Raw genomic sequence first — 19,841 nt, 5'->3', positions numbered from 1 at the left:
AACCCGATCAGGCCACGTGGACCTCGGACGGGGGGCCGGACGGCGTCGGCCGACGCGACCGCATGTAACCGAGATAAATATCTTCGAGCGTGGGGACTTCGATCTCGACCGACTCGACCCCCGGCAAGGCCCGCACCGCCTCGCACGCCGCCCGATCGCGGGCCCGGACGAGCCAGTGGGCCTGCCGGGGGGCATCGGCGGCGTCGATCAATTCCATCGGCAGGTGATCGGGAGGGGCGACCGGGTGGGAACGATCGCCGAAGGTGATCGCCAGCAAGAAGGTCTGCGACCGGAGCTGATCGAGCGGCTCGGCCAGGAGCAGCTTCCCGCCGTGCATCAGGGCCACATGGCTCGCCACCCGCTCCACCTCGGCGAGCTGATGGCTGGAGAGCAGGACCGTGCGGCCCGACCCGGCCAGGTCCACCATCTGCTCCAGGAACTCGCGGCGGACCATCACGTCGAGTCCCGAGGTCGGCTCGTCGAGGATCAACAATCCCGGATCGCCCGCCAGCGCGAGCGACAGGCTGACCTTCGCCCGCATCCCCTTCGACAACATCTTGATCTTGCGGGCCGGGGGCAGGGCGAACCCCCGGATCAGGTCGTTGAACCGCGACTCGTACCCGACCGACCCGCCGGGGCCCTCGGCGTGGAACCCGGCGGCGAACCAGCCGATCTCGGCCGGCGTCATCCAGTCGTAGAGGGCCGGGACCTCGGGCACGTAGCCGACCCGGCGACGCACGGCCAGGCCCTCCCGGCTCGGGTCGAGCCCCAGCACGCGCGTCTGCCCGGCGTCGGGGGCGAGCAGGCCGAGCAAGACCTGGATCGTCGTCGTCTTGCCCGCGCCGTTCTCGCCGAGCAGGCCGAAGACGGCCCCCTCGGGCACGTCGAGCGAGAGGCCGTCGACCGCCGTCACCCCCCGGAACCGCTTCGCGAGCTGGACGATTCGGATGGCCGCACCCTGTTGCGTCATGACTGTCCCCCTTCGTGTTGGCCCGCCACGCCGGACTCCCGCCATTGGTCGTGCAAGATGCGTTCGATTTCCGATGGGTCGAGCCCGCTCCGCCTCGCGTCGTCGATCGCCGCGCGAAGGCGGTCGCGCACGAAGGCGTGGCGGGCAGACTGGCAACGCTCGGGGGCCTCGACCGTCACGCTCAGGCCGGTCCCCCGCACGGCGTCGAGCAGCCCTTCGGCCTGCAGCTCCCGATAGGCCCGCGCCACCGTGTTCGGATTGACCACCAACTGCTTGGCCAGCTCGCGGACCGAAGGGACCAGCTCCCCCGGCCGCAAGGCCCCCGACGCCACCGCGAACCGCACCCGATCGGCGATCTGGGCGTAAATCGCCCGATCGTCCCCCGGGATCAGGCCGAGTAAGAGCATGGCTCAGGCCCTCCGTCCTGGTGTTCTATTGAACTCATACACTATGGCGCCACACTCGCCGCCGATCAAGGGAGAACTTCGGAAAAAATTCGAGCACGACGGGCTCGAAGTTTCGCAATGTTTACACTTCTACCCCTCTCGCCCGCGAGAAGGTCGAATCTGCCCCCCTCTCCCCGCTCGCGGGGAGAGGGCCGGGGTGAGGGGTCCTTGCGTTCCGAGGCAGGCCCGCCCCATCATATCAGCCCGGCAACACCGAACCGGAGAACCGCCACACGAGGCCACCATCACCCAGCAACACAGATATGACCTATCATTCAATCGTAAATAACTAATACACAATCTAACTACCTCAATTCCTCCCGGGCGATCCCTGCGCCGGAACACGCCCCGGAGCCCACGCCGGCCGTCCTTGTCCGCCCGATCACCCCACTCGCCCTCACCCCGAACGGCCCCGATGGGCCAAGGAACCTCGTCCCATGACGCACGCCCGCTGGCCCGTCACCCCCCTGATCCTCCTGCTCGGCACGGCCGCCTCCGCCGAGGATCCCGCCTCCTCGCCCAAGCCGCCGGGCCGGATCATCGCCCTCGGCGACTCCATCACCAAGGGCGTCCGCCCGGGCGTCTCGCCCGAAGACACCTTCATCGCCCGCGTCGAGGCGGCCCTGAATGCCGACGGCCTCGCGGTCGAGGGGATCAACCTCGGCGTCGGCGGCGAGCGGACCGACCAGGCCCTCGCCCGGCTCGACGGCCTGATCGCCCAGCGTCCGCGCATCGTCACCGTCATGTACGGCGCCAACGACAGCTACGTCGACCAGGGGGCCACCACCAGCCGCCTCTCGATCGACGACTTCGCCCGCAATCTCCGGACGATCGTCGAGCACCTCCTGCTCGCCGGGATCGAGCCGGTCCTGATGACCGAACCGCGATGGGCCGACGACGCCGATCCCGACGGCCTCGGCCGCAATCCGAACCTCCAGCTCGAACCCTACATCGAGGCCTGCCGAGACGTTGCCCGCGACACCGGCGTTGCCCTCGTCGATCACTACGCCCACTGGACCGAGGCCCGGGCCGACGGCCAGAACCTCCGCGACTGGACGACCGACGGCCTCCACCCCAACCCGCGCGGCCATCGCGAACTTGCGAACCTCATGATGCCCACGTTGCAACAGTTGCTTGAATCTCCCCCGATTATTCCCTTCGAAACCTCGGCCCAGACCGTCCTCGAACACGACGACGGCCGGTTCCTGTGGTACCACCCCAGGGCGACCGTCCTCCCCCCCTCAGACGAGCCGCACCGACCGAACGTCCTGATCACCTTGCAACAGCACTTGCACACCTCAGACCATTACTCGGGCCTGAGCATGCTCACAAGTGCCGACCTCGGCCAGACCTGGACCGGGCCCGAACCGGTCGAGGAACTCGACTGGGTCCGCGAGCCGGGGGGGGTCGACGTGGCCGTCGCCGACGTCACCCCCATGCTGCACCCGGCCTCGGGCAAGGTGATCGCCGTCGGCGCCCAGGTCCGCTACAGCGCCGCCGGCGAGCAGCTCGAAGACCAGGCCCGCGCCCACCAGACCGCCTTCGCCGTCTTCGACCCCGAGACCCGTCGTTGGACCCCCTGGCAACGCCTGGAAATGCCCGACGATGAACGATTCAACTTCGCCCGGAGCGCCTGCGCCCAGTTCGTCATCGAGGACGACGGCACCGTCCTCCTGCCCTTCTACATCGGCCGATCGGCCGGCGAGCCGTTCAGCGTCACCGTCGCCCGCTGCTCCTTCGACGGCGAGACCCTGACCTACCGGGAACATGGGAACATCCTCTCGCTTGCTGAGGAACGCGGGCTTTACGAACCCTCCCTGATCCGCTGCGCCGACCGGTACTATCTCACCATCCGCAACGACCTGAAGGGGTACGCAAGCGTCGGTGATGATGGCCTGAACTACCGCCCCGCCAAGGCCTGGACCTTCGACGACGGCACCGACCTCTGCAGCTACAACACGCAGCAGCACTGGCTCGCGCACGGCGACGGCCTGTTCCTCGTCTACACCCGCCGCGGGGCCGACAACGACCACATCATGCGGCACCGCGCCCCGCTCTTTGTCGCCCAGGTCGATCCCGAGTTGCTCCAGGTCATCCGCAGCACCGAGCGCATCATCATCCCCGAGCGCGGCGGCGAGCTCGGCAACTTCGGCGCATCGGCCATCAGCGACCGCGAATCCTGGGTCACGGTCTCCGAAGGGGTCTGGAACGAGGACGCCCGACGCCGAGGGGCCACCGGCGCGTTGTTCATCGGCCGCGTCCTCTGGGGCGACCCCGCCGCCGAATCCCCCACCCCTTGACCGTCATCGGGCCGCGATTTCCCCGGCGAAACCGCGGCCCGACGTCCTCCTCACTCCCTCACGTCCCTCACCAGCCGATCGACCGTCGCCGCGATCCTCTCCTCCACGTCGCCGGCCCACCGGAACGCGGGACGTCCATACTCATAGAGATACGATCCCCCCTCGTATCCCCCTTCTTCCCACACGCGACGGGACGGGATATAGGCGATCATGTCATCGACATAGCCGCACACCCACGTGTTCGAGCCGTACTCCCGCTTGAACCGGAGGGCGTAATCGACCACCGTCTCGGCCCCCATCCCGATCATCAGGGTGTCCTCCCCGAGCCGCCAGGCATGCACCGGATACGGATACGACGCCTCGAACGTCTCCCCCGCGTCCAGCTTCCGGAGCAGCCGGGCCGCCCACCGGGCCACGATCGCGTTCGCATCGTCCAATCGCTCGTTCAAGTGTTCCCGGGTCACGACTTCGAGATAAGGGAGCTCCACCATCGCGAACGCCGTGCGCAGGACCGGCGCGATCGGTTCCATCGGCCGTTGCAGCGTCTCGCCCACCGCGTCGGCCAGTTCCTCGCCGTAGCGCTCGCACAGCTCGACCGACCGACGGGGAATGGGGTTCTGATCCCCGCCGCACGTGTTGACGAACATCGCCGTCGTCCCCGGGAACGCTCGCTCCAGCTCAACCTGGGCAAACCCCGGGTAGTCGCCGCACCAGGTCGTGAAGCTCAGGGTCGTCGGGTGGCAGGCGTACCCGAACAGCACAGCGGCCTGCGACCCATCCGGCCGTTCGATGCTCAACACCGGCACCGAATGATCGACCGGCCCGGCCAGCGGTTCGCCGCGCTCGATCAATGCCGGCACCTCGGCCTCCGTATTGTTCCGCCGGTTCACCGCGAAGGTCGCCGTTCCCTGCCCTGCCTTCAGCACCGCCGGGGCGAGCGATTCCATCGACTCCCCCACCAGGTCCACCATCGTCTCGACCATGGCGTCGGTGTACCGCTCGACGAGCCCAACCTGCTCCTCCTCGACCGGGTAGTAATCGACCAGATCCTCCCCCAGTCGTGGGCCGCAATGATTATGCGAGAACGTCAGCATGACCTGAGTCCGTTCGATCCCGAAGCGCTCCTCCAGGCGATCGAACACCCGGTCGCTCATCCCCTTCGGCACCCCCTGGAAGTCCGTCGTGATCAGGACGGCGCGATTCCCTTCGGCATCCTCCAGGCAAACCGCCTTGGCCCACAGGTCATGCAGTTTCCCGTCCGGCACCCGCTTCGTGCCGTAACCGGCCAGCCAGACGTCTTCCTCCGGCGTGATCACCACCCGGGCAACCCCGGCCTTCCACGTCTCGGGCGCGCCGTCCGCGGCCTTTGCCGAGGCCGAAACGACGAGCATTCCGACCATCACCCCGCAAACCGCCCAGCGCCCGCTCGCGCCCATTTCTCGCCGAACTCGATCACGACGCATCATCACGAGGCTCCAAGATTGGTCAATCCATTGTTGGAGAACCGAGGCTCCCTTACCATAGCGGCATGGCGATCGGTCCACCAGCGTGCACCATGCGCGGCACCCCGATCGTCGACGGCGGGCGGGCCGGACTCGGACCGATCCCGCTCGCCGGCCACCCACCCGATTCGCCCAGATGGCCCAAGAGGAATCACGATGCCTCGATCAATCGTCCCCCTGGGACTCGCCGTCGCCCTGCTCTCGGCCGCTGCCTCAGCCCCCGCCCTCGCCGACGACGAACCGCAGGCCGCCGCCCCGGTGTTCAAGGCCGGGTTCTCCGTCCGCGACATCACGCCCGAGATCGGCATGGAGGCGCCCGGCGGCTACGGCAAGTCGTACCACCGGTCCTTGCACGACCCCTGCAAGGTCCGCGCGGCCGTCTTCGACGACGGCCAGTCCCGCGTGGCGATCGTCGGGGTCGATGCCCTGGGCATCCGCCGCGAGACCGTGCTGAAGGTCCGCAGGGCGGTCGAGGACCGCACCGGGATCCCCGCCGATTCGATCCTCATCGGCGCCTCGCATTCCCACTCGTCCGGCCCGATCGTCTGGATCATGCCCGACGAGTACGACCATGCCCCGCAAAACGTGCAGGAGCTTGCGTATGAGCACTCCACCTGCGTCAACCCCGTCTATCTCGAAGAAACCGAGCAGGCCCTGATCGACGCCATTTGCGAGGCGAACGACCGGCGGATCGCCGCCAAGGGGGGCGTCGGCTCCGGCATCGAGGACCAGGTCGCCTTCAACCGACGCTTCCTGATGAAGGACGGGCGCACGGTCACCCACCCGGGCCTCGGCAACCCCGACATCGTCGAGCCCGCCGGGCCGGTCGACCCCGAGGTCGGCGTCGTGGGGGCCTGGGACGCCGAAGACCCCAACCGCCTGCTCGGCTGCATCGTCAACTTCGCCTGCCACGCCACCACCAGCCCGGGCGGCATCTCGGCGAATTATATCTATTATCTTGAGAAAGTGATCCAGGGGTACTACGGCGAGGACGCGGTCGTCGTCTTCCTGGCCGGGGCCTCGGGCGACATCACCCAGGTCAACAACCAGAGCCCCTACGTGTACCCGAACGGCGAGCGCTGGGCGCAACAGGTCGGCGGCCGAGTCGGGGCCGAGGCGGTCAAGGTCCTGCTCAGCATGGAGCCGGGCGACTTGCTCCCGGTCGATGCCGCCCTGAAGGTCTGGGACGTCGATCGCCGCGTCCCCTCGCCCGATCGCGTCCGCGAGAGCGTCGAGATCCTGGCCCGGGAACGCTCCGAGGTCGACCCGACCGAGTGGACCTTCGCCAAGGAAACCGTCATGCTCGACGCCCTCCTCCGGAAGGAGCCGAAGGCCGAGGTCGAGGTCCAGGCCGTCCAGGTCGGCCCGGCGGTGTTCGTGACGACCCCGGCCGAGTATTTCTGCCAGCTCGGGCTCGACATCAAGGCCGCCAGCGCCTTCCCGTTCACCTTCCCCGTCTCGCTCGCCAACGGCTGCGTCGGCTACGTCCCCGATGAGGCCGCCTTCGCTCCCAGCGGCGGCGGCTACGAGACCCGCCTGACCAGCTACAGCAACCTCGAAATCACCGCCGGCACCCAGATGCGCGACGTCGGCATCGACCTGATCGGCCGGCTCGCACCCGGCACCACCCCCGAGCCCCCCCGCCGCCCGCCCTTCACCGGCGCCCCCTGGTCGTACGGCAACAACCCTCCCCAGCGCGACTGACGCCCTGCCCCTCGGGGGGGATGCGGTCATGCGAATCGATCCCCCCCGGCAAAAAACACGCTCATCGAAGACGCTGCTCCCAGAATGTCCCCCATCGGGAGATCAGGCCACCGGGGCGATCCCGCGGCTCGCCGCCCGACGACTCGGGGGCCTCCCGCCCCGGGTCGGGGGCGATCCCTCCCCGACCGGCCGGCGATTTTCCCGGAGACTTCGCACAAGGCCCCCAAAACAACCTAGGGTTCACTATCGGGGATATTCGAACCGAACGACCATGCAAATGTGAAGGTGTGGCACACGGCCAATCGCGCTGGGCCCCTTAGTGAAGCCGGGTGCCAGTCCGGCGGCCCTCCTGCCGATCGTTCGGTGAAGGCACGACTCCTCGTTTCGTCAGGATGGTCAAGGTGCAAGACGACCCGTACGACGTGAGATACCAGGCACTCCCCGGTCGTTGCAACTCCATTCCCCTCGCGTCCTGGGCCGAATTGCCGACCCGCCCCCAGGCGTCGGGTGATTCGTCCAACGTCAACGCCGACCTCACCATCGACGCCGACGCCAACGCCAACGGACCGGCGACGGACCAGGCGGACCTGCCCCCCAGCCCCGGCCCCGGCCCCGACCCCGGGACGATCGACGTGCAATCGCCCCGCGTCTCACACCCGGCCCGAGGCACGGCGCTGGGCTGGAATCAGAACGACCTCTTCCGACTCATCGCCAACAGCACCGCCGATTGGGAGTCCTGGATCGACGCCGACGGCGTGACCCGATGGGTCAATCCGGCCGTCGAGCATTTCACCGGATGCTCCCCCGCCGACTGCCTAAAGCGGCCCGATTACCCGCTCGGATTCGTCCACCCCGACGACCGCCCCACGCTCGCCCGGACCCTCACCGACGCCCTCGCGGGAGCCTCGGGAGACAATCTCGAGTTCCGGGTCCGCCATCGCGACGGGTCGATCCGATGGGCCGCCATCTCCTGGCGGCCGATGCAGGACGCCCACGGCCATGGCCTCGGGTTCCGCGCTAGCATCCGCGACATCTCCGACCGGAAACGCCTGGAAGACCAGCTGCGGGCCGAGCGCGACACGCTCGAAGAGCACGTCGCCGAGCGGACCGCCACCCTCGAGACCGTCAACCGGGCGCTCCGCACCAGCGAGGCCCTGCTCCGGGGGTTCCTCGACCACGTCCCCGCGGCCGTGGCCCTGAAGGATCTCGAGGGCCACTGCCTGATGGCCAATGCCCGGTTCACCGCCCCCCTCCCGGGCGATCCCGACGCCCGGCCCGGCTCCCCGGCCGAGGCCCCGGGCCCCGCCGACCGGGCCGCCGAGGACCGCCGCCGCGAGCAACTCGTCCTGGAGCAGGACACCCCCCAGCAGTTCGAGGACCGTTATGGCCCGGCCGGGAACCCGAAGGCCACCAGCACCCTCGTCTTCCCGATCCGAGAGGCCGACGGCTCCCCCTGCGCCCTGGGCATCATCGGCCGCGACGTGACCCAGCGACGCCTCGCCGAGCAGCAACAGGCCGAGTGGAGGACCCGATACGAAGAGGCCGCCTCGGCCGCCGGCCTGGTGCTCTACGAGTGGGACATCGACGCCGACCACCTCACCTTCGGCGGGGCCTGCGAGCAGGTCCTCGGCTTCTCCCCCGAGGAGCTCGAAGGCGGCCTCGACCGCTGGATCGCCCGGATCCACCCCGACGACCGGGACGGATTCGTCTCGGACCTCCAGATCTCCTCCCACCCCGAGACGGGGTTCCACGGCACTTACCGCGTGATCAATCGCCGAGGCGAGTGCATCATCCTGAGGGACGACGGGAGCTTCTTCCCCCGGGAGTCGGGCCGGCCGGCCCGGTTCCTCGGCTTCCTGGCCGACGTCACCCAGCAGGCCCAGGCCAGCGAGGCCCTCCGCCTCGGGGAGGAACGCTTCCGGGCCATCTTCGATCAGACCTTCCAGTACGCCGCCATCCTCTCGCCCGACGGCACCACGCTCCAGGTCAACGACCATGCCCTCGCAATCGGCAACCTGACCCCCGACGACGTCATCGGCAAGCCCTTCTGGGAATGCGACTGGTGGACCGTCTCGCCGGCCGTCCAGCAGCGGCTCCGAGACGCCATCGCGCGGGCCGCCTCCGGCGTCTCCGTCCGTTACGAGGAACAGGTCCGGAAGTCGGCCGAGGAGACCGCCTTCATCGACTTCTCGATCAAGCCGATCCTCGACGCCTCGGGCGCCGTCACCCTGCTCGTCCCCGAGGCCACCGACATCACCGATCGCAAGCAGACCGAACACCGCCTCAAGGCCGCCCTCGGCGAACTCCAGACCATCATGGAGGCGGTCCCCGACATCCTCTTCGTGATCGACCTCGACGGCAGGCTCATCCGCTGGAATCATCGGCTCGGACAGCTCACCGGCCTGACCCCCGCCGAACTCCAGGGGCGCCACGCCCTCGACTTCTGCCCCTCGGATGAAAGCGAGGCGGTGATCAAGGCCATGAACACGGCCTATGCCGAGGGGGCCGCCACCTTCCACGGCCATCTCCTGCGGCGCGACGGCGACCCTTGCCCCGTCCAGATCACCGCCGCCCCGCTCCGCGACCCTTCCGAAGGGGTCGTCGGGCTGGCCGGCGTCACCCGCGACATCAGCGACCGCCTGAACCTCGAGGCCGAGCTTCGCGAGCAGGCCGAGGCGGTCGAGGCCCTCAACCGGGTCGGCCTGCTGCTCGCCTCCGAGCTGGACCTCGGCTCCCTCGTCCAGGCCATCGCCGACGCCGCCGTCGGCCTCACCGGCGCCGGGTTCGCCGTCCTGTTCACCGAAGGGCCCCACGAGGAAGAACGCATCTATCGCATGTTCACCAGCTCCGGGTCGGAGCACCTCGAATCGTCCGAGGTCCCGGGCCTCAACTGGATCGAACTGCTGCGGCCGATGCTCCGCGGCCACGGCGTCATCCGGCTCGACGACGCCCGGCTCGACCCCCACTTCCGGCGCGTCGCCGGCCGCCAGGCCGAGGGGCCGGCCCTGGTCAGTTGCATGGCCATGCCCCTGGTCGGCCGCTCCGGCGCCATCCTCGGCGCCATCCTGCTCGGCCACGAGGGCGCCGGCATCTTCACCGAGCGTTCCGAACGCCTGGCCGCCGGGCTCGCCTCCCAGGCGGCCATCGCCCTGGAGAACGCCCGGCTCGTCGCCGGCCTGGAGCAGGCCAACGCGGAGCTGGAAGCCGCCTACGACGCCACCATCGCCGGCTGGTCGCGCGCCCTCGATTTCCGGGACCACGAGACCGAGGGCCACTCGCGGAGGGTCACCGCCCTGACCCTCCGGCTCGCCCGTCGCATGGGGGTCTCGGATGCCGACCTCGTCCACCTCCGGCGCGGCGCCCTGCTGCACGACATCGGCAAGATGGCCATCCCCGACCGCATCCTCAACAAGGCCGGCCCGCTCGACGCCCGAGAGCGCCAGGTCATGGAGCGTCACCCCGTGCTGGCCCATGCCATGCTCGCCCCCATCCCCTTCCTCCAGTCGGCCCTCGACATCCCCTACTGCCACCACGAGCGCTGGGACGGCGCCGGCTACCCCCGCGGCCTGGCCGGCGAGCAGATCCCCCTGGGCGCCCGCATCTTCGCCGCGGTCGACATCTACGACGCCCTCCGGTCCGACCGCCCCTATCGGCCCGCCTGGAGCGAGGAGCAGACCCGCGACCACCTGCGCCGGCTCGCCGGCTCCCACCTCGATCCCGAGGTCGTCGACGCCCTGATCCGGCTGCTCGAAGACGCCGAAGCCGCCCCCGAACCGATCCCGCCCGACCGCGACCCGCCCGACGTCGAACTCCTCGGCGAGGCCCCGTCCCCCGACCCCGACCCGCTCCACCGGTCGTTCGAGGCCTGGGCCGTCCCCGGCTCGACGCCCGGCGCCGGCGCCGGCTGGCTCGGGCTCCTGATGGAGCAGATCTCCAACCTGCTCACCATCGTCGAGGTCGACGGCACCATCCGCTGGCAGAGCCCCCTGCTGGGCCAGTTGCTCGGCTACCAGTCGCACGAAGTCATCGGCACCAACGTCTTCGAGTACATCCACGAGGACGACCTCCCCTCGGTCCGACCCGTGTTCGACGAATTCCTGCGCGACCCCGAGTTCCACCCGGCCCTCACCCTCCGCGTCCGCCACAAGGACGGCTCATGGCGCGTCCTGGAGGTCGTCGGGACGAACCTGCTGCATCATCCCACCTTCCGCGGCTTGCTGCTGACCTCCCGCGACGTGACCGAGAAGGTCCAGGCCGAGAAGGCCCTGCGCGAGGGGGAGGAGACCCTCCGCAGCTTCTTCGACAGCGTCCCCATGATGATGGCCATCGTCGAGCTCCAGGGCGACGAACCCCGCTTCGTCAAGCTCAACGCATCGGCGGCTCACTTCCTCGGCGTCGACCCCGCCAACCCGCCCCACGATCAACGCCTGCGGCTCCACCTCAGCCCCGAACACCAAGGCCTCTGGGCCCGCGCCTTCCGAGCCAGCCAACCCGGCCAGGAGCCGGCCCACTTCGAATACCAGGACCGCCTCGACCCGAACAACCCCCGATGGCTCGATGTCTCCGTCAGCGCCATCGGCACCGCCGGCCCGGGAACGCGGCGCTTCGCCTGCGTCGTCCAGGACACGACCGGGCGGAAACGGGCCGAGCAGGCGCTCCGACGCAGCGAGGACCGCTTCCGCCAACTCTTCCTCGGCGCGTCCATCGGCATCGGCATCATCGACAACCGGGGGCTCATCGAGGCCGTCAACCCCCGCTGCGCCTTCCTGCTCGGGGAGACCCCGGCCCGGCTCACCGGCCGTCGCTTCACCGAACTCCTCCAGGAGCCGCTCCGCCCCATCGTGCAGCAGACCTTCGAGGACGCCCCGACCGACAAGCTCGTCTACTGCGGGACGCTCGAGGTCACCGACGCCACCGGCAGCCCTCGCCACGTCCAGCTCGACGCCACGCGGATCACCGGGTCCGACGGCGGCTATCGCTGGGCCGCCTGCCTGATCGACGTGACCGATCGGGTCCAGGCCGAGCAGCAGCTCTCCCGCCTGGCCTCGGTCGACGCCCTGACCGGCCTGGCGAACCGCCATGCCCTGGCCGCCCACGTCGACTCCGCCATCGACCATTCCCGGCGCCTGGGCGGCATGCTCTCCCTGGTCATGCTCGACGTCGACCGCTTCAAGGCCTTCAACGACGACTTCGGCCACCTCGCCGGCGATCAGGTCCTGCGCGAGCTGGCCTCGATCCTCGGCCAGGTCCTTCGGCCTTATGACCTCGCCATCCGCTACGGCGGCGAGGAGTTCCTGATCATCCTGCCCGGCGCCGACGCCGACGCCGGCGCCCAGATCGCCGACCGGCTGCGCCTGACCATCGCCGCGCACCCCTGGCCCCTCCGCCCCATCACCGCCAGCTTCGGCGTCTCCACCGGCCCCGCCGGCTCCTTCGACAGCGAGCTCCTGATCAACCGCGCCGACCAGGCCCTGTATCAGGCCAAGCGCTCCGGCCGCAACCGCGTCGTCCTCCATCGGGAAGCCTGACCAGGTCCCCGCATGCGGCGAGAGGGTGAACGAGCGCCCTCAACCCTCTCCCCCGCCCGCGGGGGAGAGGGTGGCCGTCAGGCCGGGTGAGGGGGAACCCGGCACGAACGCCAGGGTTCGCGGTCCTCGACACCCTCGCCCCCGCCCTCACGCCGCGGAAACGATCGAACCGCTTCCTCCCCGATTCTCCCCACCGCTCTGACTACCTTACTGCTCATTCCACGGCCTTCCCGGCGGCGGCGGCGGCGGCTCTTGCCATCGCCAGGTCGGCTGATAGCGCACGTCCAGGTGCGGCGTGGCGATCCGCTCGCCCCCCCGGGTCATCGACAGGAGCAGGGCGTCGAGCGTCCCGCTCGTCAACAGGGTCCGCTCGACCGGCCACGACGGCTCGCCGGTCAGCATCATCCCCTCGATCCCGTTGAGCAAGAGCGTGAAATGCGCCGCCGGCCGCGCCTCCTGGGTCCAGAACAGGGTCGATTCGACCGGCCGCCCCTCCTCCCCATACCGCCAGGCGGCCGCCCAGTTGGCCACCGCCCCGTTCAGCTCGAACAGAGAAACCCGCAGCCCGTCGCGATACTCCACGATCATCAGCTTCGGATCGCGCACCGCCGATCGGTCGATCGCCCGCCCCTCCCGATAGGCCGGCACCCGCCGCAAGGCGTCCTCGAACAGCTCGCGGTCGCACGCCCCCCCGTCCAGCGCCTCCCAGACCGCCTCGCCGCGGAGGCACTGCACCGCCCGCACCCCCGTCTCACCCCCGGCCCGCTGCTCGGCCAGCGCCTGCACCGCCTCCAGCGCATGGAACCCATACGCATCGGTCGATCCATACGTGAAGGCCACGATCTCCGACAGCCTCGCCCCCCGCTCCACGTCGGCCGGCGGGTGCCGCCACGTCCCCGAGACCGACGAGCCGGCCATCAGCGGAATCCCCAGCTCCCGGGCCGACTCATAAATGAATGCAGCATCCTCCCAGTTGTCCGCCAGGTGCTTGTCGATGAACACCGGCACCACCCGGCCGCTCTCGCGGAAGACCTCCAGCGTCTCGTCCCAGAACCGACGCTTCGGGTACTGATGGTTCCCCGTCTCCGAGAACGGGTAGTCCCCGTGCTCGGCGACGAGCAGGACCCCGTCGACCGCCAGCTCACCCGTCCCCAACGTCAGCGCCTCGCCGATCGTCGGCGCGATCGGGAACCGATGCGACGCCGCCAGCAACCGGCTGATGTCATTCGCCGGCCTCTGATCCGTATACAGCGAGGCCAGGCTCAACGGCGAGTCCTCCCCCGTCCCGTCCAGCATGTCCGTCAGCAACAATCGGCTGACGATCACGTCCGCATGCGAATTATGCCGGTACTCCGTCACCACCGCCGCCACCCGATGCCCGGCCGGCTCCCCTGCCGTCGCCGCCGACGGCGCCAGAGCAATTCCCGATAGCCCCGCCACCAGTCCCCAATATCTCCGCCCCCGCCGATCACAACGCCCGTTCCCCACGTTTCGCCTCCTCCCTCTGAACAACCACACCCGCCGCCCCTTACCGCCCTCGACCGCCCGGCTGACGACGCCGTTGCGCCTCCGGAGCCTCGGGACGACCTTACCCGTCGCCCCTGGCCGCCCCCTGGGCCGGCCCCTTGTCCGATGCAACTCCCCCGTCCCTCACCCCACGCGTCCATCCCCCTCTCCCCGCCCCTCCCGCCGGTGCGCCGGGCCCTCGATCGGCTCGCGAGGCGACGCGTTCGATGCTTCGTCCTCGTCGCCCAGCCTCGCTCTCAGCCACCCTCTCCCCCACTCTCGGTGCGAGCATCGACCTCTCGGGGCGAGCGTCTGATCTCGCGAGTGCGAACGTCTGATCTCGCCGGGCCGAGCGTCGGTCGACCGCGCCGGGCCGAGCGTCGAATCGGCTCTTCCCCCCTCTCCCCGCCCGCGGGGAGAGGGCCGGGGTGAGGGGTCCTCGCGTTCGACGCCCAGCCCGGCACTTCGCCCAAGCCCCGTCACCCCTCCCTCCTCCTCCCTTCGCTCGAGATCACGCACCGAAGCACAATCGTTCCCCTCTTGCGCGTCCGTCCCGACGCGCCCCATGCTAGCGCCCCCATTGCCGTCCAACAAGAGTTAAACGCCGATCCCCCGTCCCGAAAATTCGACGCCCCCCCTCGAACCTTTTGTGACTGGCCCCCCCGAATTTCCCGAGACTAACAGAGAGCCCCTTCCTCCCGATCGACCCCAACCTCTGCCGACTCATGAACCCTTCAGCCTCCCACTTCTCCTCCGCCAAACTGACAACGAGCAAACTCCTCGCAAAACCAACACACCCAAACACGCAACCAACCCGACTCCTGGGCCACCTTACTTCTCCACCTGTCCTCCAGGTCGCTCCTCCTCCCCCTGGTCCCGCCCCCCTCATTCGCCTCCGAATTCTCGCTCCACCCGACCCGCTCTTTTCCCGAAACGAACACCAAAAAACACCACAACCGACATCTCGAACAAGGTTTACGACACGTCGCCCTGGCGCACCAGTCCCTCGCCGACCGCGCACCGCGGCGCACCGCCGCTCGCCCCTTCCGCTCGATCCGGCCCTTCGCGGATCCCCTGGGCGGCTCGCCCCCTCAATTCCCGAAACGAATACTCCCATACGACCGAACCCGTTCCACCATCACAATTTCCACCACACCCCCTCGGCGCACCGGGCCACCCCCTCGACCGTGCACCGGCGCTCCGCTCGCCCTCAACCCTGGCCGCTCAACCAAACAAAGCCACATGCCAATCTGGCAGCAAACGCACACTTGGGCCGGTTCGCCGAACAAAGCCACATGCCAATCTGGCAGCAACCAGTCCCAAGACCACACCGCCAAACAAAGCTGCTTGCCAATCTGGCAGCCCGGCTCGTTGCCACGCAACGACGCCCGGGGCACCCCTCAGCCCCAGCGTCTCGCGAGGTGTCGCCGTCGCCCGGCCCGACCGGCGATCGCCGTCACCGCCTGACCGATGACCGGCCGTTCCCCTGGTGACCGGACGCCCCGAAGCAGGCTCTTTGACAATTCCTATGCGATGATCGCGTCGATCGGCGTTCCGTGATCGACCTCCAGGCGCTTCCGGCCCGGCAGTTCCAGCTTCCGTGAGTCGAGCCCCAGTTGCTTGAGGATCGTGGCGTGGACGTCGGTGACGTAGTGGCGGTCCTCGACGGCGTGGAAGCCGATCTCGTCGGTCGCCCCGTGCACGACGCCCCCCTTGATGCCGCCGCCGGCCATCCAGACGCTGAAGCCGAAGATGTGGTGGTCGCGGCCGTCGGACCCCTGCGAGCCCGGCGTGCGGCCGAACTCGGTGGCGAAGACGACCAGCGTCTCATCGAGCAACCCGCGCCGGGCCAGGTCCTCGATCAGCCCACCGATCGGCCGGTCGACCGCCAAAGCATTCTGCTCGTGATTCGCCCGCAATCCCCCGTGGGCGTCCCAGCGCCCCGCCCCGCCGGCCCCGTGCTGGACCTGGATGAACCGGACCCCGCGCTCGACCAGGCGACGGGCCGCCAGCATCTGCATGCCGAACTCGCGGCAGTGCGGCAGATCCAACCCATAAAGGGACTTCGTCTCGTCCGACTCCTGCGAGAAGTCGACCGCCTCGGGCACCGACTGCTGCATCCGGAACGCCAGCTCGTACGAGGCCACCCGCGCCGCGACCGCCGCGTCGCGGGGCGATTCGGCCAGCCGCTCGGCATGAAGCCGTTCGAGCAGGTCGATCCCGACCGACCGGGCCGAGTCCGAGATCGGACGTTCCGGCCGGCCGAAATCGAGCGGGTTGTCCGGGTCCACCCGCATCGGGACCGCGTCATGAGCCGGGCCGAGGTAGTGGCCGTCCTTCAGGTTCCAGTATTCGCGATTGCCGATGGAGATATACTGAGGCAAGTTGTCGTTGAGCGACCCCAGGCCGTAGTGGACCCAGGCCCCGAGGTTCGGGTAGTCGCCGTCGTTCAGGTGGCGGCCCGAGTGGAACTGCGTCTGGGCGCCGTGGTTGCTGTCGGTCGTCCACATCGAGCGGATGATCGCCAGGCGGTCCACGTGCCGGGCGATGTGCGGGAACCAGTCGCTGACCTCGATCCCGCTCTCGCCGTGCTTGCGGTAGCCGACCTGGAGCGGGTAGAGCGTGTTCCGCTGGTTCCCGTTCCCGTCGGGCACGACCAGGCGTTCGAGGGCCAGCTTCTCCGGGTCCTGCGCGTCGGCGAACGGCGTCTCGGCGATCGTCTTGCCGCCGTACCGGGTGAGCATCGGCTTCGGGTCGAAGCTCTCCATGTGGCTCACGCCGCCGTTCATGAACAGCCAGATCACGCTCTTGGCCTTCGGCGCGAAGTGCGGCTTCCCATCAGGAGGTGCCCATCCGCCGTCTCGTGCCACCCCGTCCCGATGCAGCATGGCCCCGATCGCGAGCGAGGCGAATCCCGAGAGGAACGACCTCCGCGAAGGCGTGACCAGCCCCGGAGCCGCGGGCCATTCCGGCCGTCGAGGAATGTTGAGCATCGTACTTCGTCTCGGTTTCGGTTCGGGTCGTTCGATCCGTCGTCGGTCACGGTCAGCGAAGGGTCACGAAGTCGGTGTGATTCAGCAGGACCCAGATCAGTTGCTCACGCGCAAACGCGAGGGAATCTTGATCTTGCGATGAATCTTCAAGCGCCTTCCAGTCGTCGATGGCCCTCAGGCCGGCCGCCGCTTCGGCGTCGCTCGGCTCGCTCCCCAGGATCAGGACGAACGCCATCCTGAGGAACGCCTCGTCATCGTCGGCCTCGTGCCCCTGGTCGGCCATCGCCCCGGCGATGCGGGCGGCGATGCGGGGAGACGCATCCAGGACCAGGTGACTGTTGCTCAGCGCCAGGGCCTGCTGCGGCACGATGCTCTGCGCCCTCCGGTAGCACTCCTTCACGAGTGCCTCGTCGAACATGGTCAGGAACCGGTTCCGTTCGTTGTTCGAGTGGAAGAAGTAGAGGCTGCGGCGGGCCGAGCCTTCTTGCTCGGCTTTCGGGACCGGGGGGCCTCCGAGGCCCGGGTCGAGCGTGCCCGCCAGGCTGAGGACCGCGTCGCGGACCGCCTGCGACTCGATCCGGATCGGGTCCCGACGCCAGAGGAATCGGTTATCCGGGTCGATCGCCAGGTTCCCCTCGGCGTCGGCCATCCCCGACGACCGGCGATAGGCATCCGACCGGACGATCAACCGATGCAGATGCTTGAGGCTCCAGTCATGCTCGATCAACTCCGCAGCCAGCCAGTCGAGCAAGTCGGGATGGGTCGGCGGCTGGCCGTTGCGGCCGAAGTCGAAGACGGTCGGCACCAGGGGGGTGCCGAAGTGCCTCGTCCAGACGTGGTTGACCGCCACCCGGGCCGTCAGCGGGTTCCGGGCGTCGGTGATCCAGTCTGCCAGGGCCGAGCGACGGCCGGTGCTCTGCGGCAGGAAGGGGATGGCCGGGTCGTCCTGGCCCGAGTTCAGGAACCGCGTCGGGGTCCATTTCGCCCCGACCAGCGGGGTGAACCGGTCGCCCGGTTCCTCGGCCCCTTTGACCGCCTCGTCGAGGGCCGCGCGGGCCGATTCGACCGCCTTTCCGGCCGCTTCCCGGTCGCCTTCGGCCGCACGGGCCAGCTTCAACTCGGCCTCGGCCAGGGCGAGCCGGGCCTGGGCCACCTTCGCCTCCCGTTCCGCCCGAGCGGCCTCGCGGGCGGCGGCGACGGCCCGTTCGGCCAGGGCGTCGGCCTCCTCAACATCGGTCTGATCGTCCCGGTCCCAGGCGGCCTGCATGGCGGCGATCCGACGTTCGATGCTCCGCAGCTCGGCCTCGGCCGCATCTCGGTTCCGCTCGGTCACGAGCAGGGTCAGCCGCGCCTCCTCGGTCGTCTCGTCCGGGCCGGCGGCGTCGGCACCGTCCCGGCAGGTCGCGTCGATCGCCCCCCGGGCGTCCGCGAGTTTGGCCTCGGCGGCCTCCAGGGTTTCGAGGGCCGCGCGCCGATACGCCTCGGCCACCCACGGGCGGCGCTCCGGCTGCCAGGCCTCGACCGGAAGGACGACCGGCTCGATTTCGAGCGGCTTGAAGCGGAGGATCTCGGGCAGGTCGGGGACCAGCGGGTTGGAGGTGGCGGGGTTGCGCTCCTCGCCCCGGATGAACAGGTACGTGGGGGTCTCCGGGACGCCGTCGAAGGCCCGCGGGATGCCGTCGCGGCCCAGGTCCGCCTCGCCCGGCACCACGTCGAGCCGCACGTGATACGGCTCGAAGAAGGCCCGCATGCGGTAGTAGTCGGCCTGGGAGATAGGGTCGTACTTGTGGTCGTGGCACTTGGCACAGTTGGTGGTCAGGCCGAGGAAGGCCTTCGACACATGCTCGACCGTCTCGTCCATCCACTGATGCCGATTGAACAGGAAGTAGTTGCGTGCCAGGAAGCCCGAGGCCCGCAGGCGGTCGAGGTCGTTCGGGTACAGCTCGTCGGCGGCGAGCATCGAGCGGACCATCTCGTCGTACGGCAGGTCGGCGTTGAGCGCCTCGACGATCCAGTCGCGCCAGTGCCAGATGTGCGGCTGGCTGTTGCGCAACTGCTCGCCCAGGCCCCACCAATCGCTGTATCGCCAGATGTCCATCCAGTGCCGTGCCCAGCGTTCGCCGTGGCGGGGGTCGTCGAGCAGGCGGTCGACGGCCCGGTCGTACCAGTCGGGGGAGGCGTCGCCCTGGGTGTCGGCGATCTCCTCCAGCGTCGGGGGCAGGCCGATCAGGTCGATCGAGAGCCGACGGAGCAGGAGCAGGCGGTCGGCCTCCCCCTGGGGGACCAGCCCCAGCTCGGCATGCTTGCGGGCGATGAAGGCGTCGATCGGGTTGGCAGCCCCTTCGATCATGGGGACGGGAGGCCGGACGATCGCCTGGAAGGCCCAGTGCTCGGCCGGGTCGCGCTCGGGGGCTTCGTCCGGCGGGGCAGGGGCCCCGGCGGCGATCCAGTCGCGGAGCAAGGCGACCTGTTCGGCGGTGAACAGCTCCCCCTCGTGCTCGGGGGGCATCCGGTCGAAGGGGTCGGCGGTGGAGACCCGGGCCAGCAGCTCGCTCTCGTCGGCACTGCCCGCCACGACGACCGGGCCGGCATCGCCCCCGCGGAGCATGAGATCCACCGTGTCGAGCCGCAAGCCGGCCTCTTGCTTCAGGGCGCCATGGCAGGAGTAGCAACGCTCCCGCAGCAGGGGCTTGATGCGGGTCGGGTAGGTATCGTCTCCCCACGCCGAGCGGCCTGGGCCGAAGGCCCCCCAGGCCACGAGGAGCAGGAGAAGCCATTGGGAGATTCGCACGGCTGCAACCCTCATCAATCCCTAACCCCTGGCATGCTCATGCCATCATCCGCGTCGCGTCGCGATCGGGCCGGGGGAGGGGATGGGACCGCCCCCCCGGC

At 69.4% G+C, this 19,841-nt stretch carries 9 protein-coding genes; 3 read left to right on the top strand and 6 right to left on the bottom strand.

Annotation, left to right across the window (positions count from 1 at the left end; genetic code table 11):
* Positions 1–7: 7 nt before the first annotated feature.
* Together AB1L88_RS11840 and AB1L88_RS11835 are read right to left on the bottom strand one after the other, a co-directional pair.
* Entirely contained in the window at positions 8–970 is a 963-nt protein-coding gene (locus AB1L88_RS11840) for an ABC transporter ATP-binding protein (RefSeq protein WP_367096862.1), read from the bottom strand.
* Positions 967–1,377, bottom strand: coding sequence for a GntR family transcriptional regulator (locus AB1L88_RS11835; protein ID WP_367096861.1), 411 nt, complete (start codon positions 1,375–1,377; stop codon positions 967–969). The genes AB1L88_RS11840 and AB1L88_RS11835 overlap by 4 nt, the downstream gene beginning before the upstream one ends.
* Before the next feature lie 476 nt (positions 1,378–1,853).
* Between AB1L88_RS11835 and AB1L88_RS11830 the strand changes: the two genes are divergently transcribed.
* Positions 1,854–3,716, top strand: a complete 1,863-nt coding sequence (locus AB1L88_RS11830) for a GDSL-type esterase/lipase family protein (protein ID WP_367096860.1) — start codon at positions 1,854–1,856, stop codon at positions 3,714–3,716.
* A gap of 50 nt (positions 3,717–3,766) precedes the next feature.
* Here AB1L88_RS11830 and AB1L88_RS11825 read toward each other — a convergent pair whose 3' ends face one another.
* A complete protein-coding gene (locus tag AB1L88_RS11825; protein ID WP_367096859.1) occupies positions 3,767–5,107 on the bottom strand; it encodes a neutral/alkaline non-lysosomal ceramidase N-terminal domain-containing protein in 1,341 nt (446 codons plus the stop codon).
* Between the two features lie 267 nt (positions 5,108–5,374).
* Here AB1L88_RS11825 and AB1L88_RS11820 point away from each other — a divergent pair, with 267 nt between their 5' ends.
* Together AB1L88_RS11820 and AB1L88_RS11815 are read left to right on the top strand one after the other, a co-directional pair.
* The gene (locus tag AB1L88_RS11820) at positions 5,375–6,922 is read left to right on the top strand and encodes a hypothetical protein (RefSeq protein WP_367096858.1); all 1,548 of its coding nucleotides are present in this window, start codon (positions 5,375–5,377) and stop codon (positions 6,920–6,922) included.
* A gap of 401 nt (positions 6,923–7,323) precedes the next feature.
* A complete protein-coding gene (locus AB1L88_RS11815; RefSeq protein WP_367096857.1) occupies positions 7,324–12,450 on the top strand; it encodes a PAS domain S-box protein in 5,127 nt (1,708 codons plus the stop codon).
* Positions 12,451–12,657: 207 nt separating this feature from the next.
* On the opposite strand, the gene AB1L88_RS11810 is transcribed toward AB1L88_RS11815, so the two are convergent.
* From AB1L88_RS11810 to AB1L88_RS11800, 3 genes are all read right to left on the bottom strand, one after another.
* Complete coding sequence (locus AB1L88_RS11810) at positions 12,658–13,890, bottom strand: hypothetical protein (protein ID WP_367096856.1); 1,233 nt, start codon at positions 13,888–13,890, stop codon at positions 12,658–12,660.
* Between the two features lie 1,592 nt (positions 13,891–15,482).
* On the bottom strand, positions 15,483–16,949 hold the full coding sequence (locus AB1L88_RS11805; RefSeq protein WP_367096855.1) for a DUF1501 domain-containing protein: 1,467 nt from the start codon (positions 16,947–16,949) through the stop codon (positions 15,483–15,485).
* Between the two features lie 52 nt (positions 16,950–17,001).
* Entirely contained in the window at positions 17,002–19,740 is a 2,739-nt protein-coding gene (locus tag AB1L88_RS11800; protein WP_367096854.1) for a DUF1553 domain-containing protein, read from the bottom strand.
* Between the last annotated feature and the right edge of the window lie 101 nt (positions 19,741–19,841).

The organism is Tautonia sp. JC769 (assembly GCF_040717455.1).
Taxonomy (GTDB): Bacteria; Planctomycetota; Planctomycetia; order Isosphaerales; family Isosphaeraceae; genus Tautonia.
This window is presented reverse-complemented; position numbering and strand designations above follow the sequence as displayed.

Bases quoted from the DNA above. Each gene is read 5' to 3' on its own strand.
- AB1L88_RS11840 (WP_367096862.1), bottom strand. From the start codon at position 970: ATGACGCAACAGGGTGCGGCCATCCGAATCGTCCAGCTCGCGAAGCGG.
- AB1L88_RS11835 (WP_367096861.1), bottom strand. From the start codon at position 1,377: ATGCTCTTACTCGGCCTGATCCCGGGGGACGATCGGGCGATTTACGCC.
- AB1L88_RS11830 (WP_367096860.1), top strand. From the start codon at position 1,854: ATGACGCACGCCCGCTGGCCCGTCACCCCCCTGATCCTCCTGCTCGGC.
- AB1L88_RS11825 (WP_367096859.1), bottom strand. From the start codon at position 5,107: ATGCTCGTCGTTTCGGCCTCGGCAAAGGCCGCGGACGGCGCGCCCGAG.
- AB1L88_RS11820 (WP_367096858.1), top strand. From the start codon at position 5,375: ATGCCTCGATCAATCGTCCCCCTGGGACTCGCCGTCGCCCTGCTCTCG.
- AB1L88_RS11805 (WP_367096855.1), bottom strand. From the start codon at position 16,949: ATGCTCAACATTCCTCGACGGCCGGAATGGCCCGCGGCTCCGGGGCTG.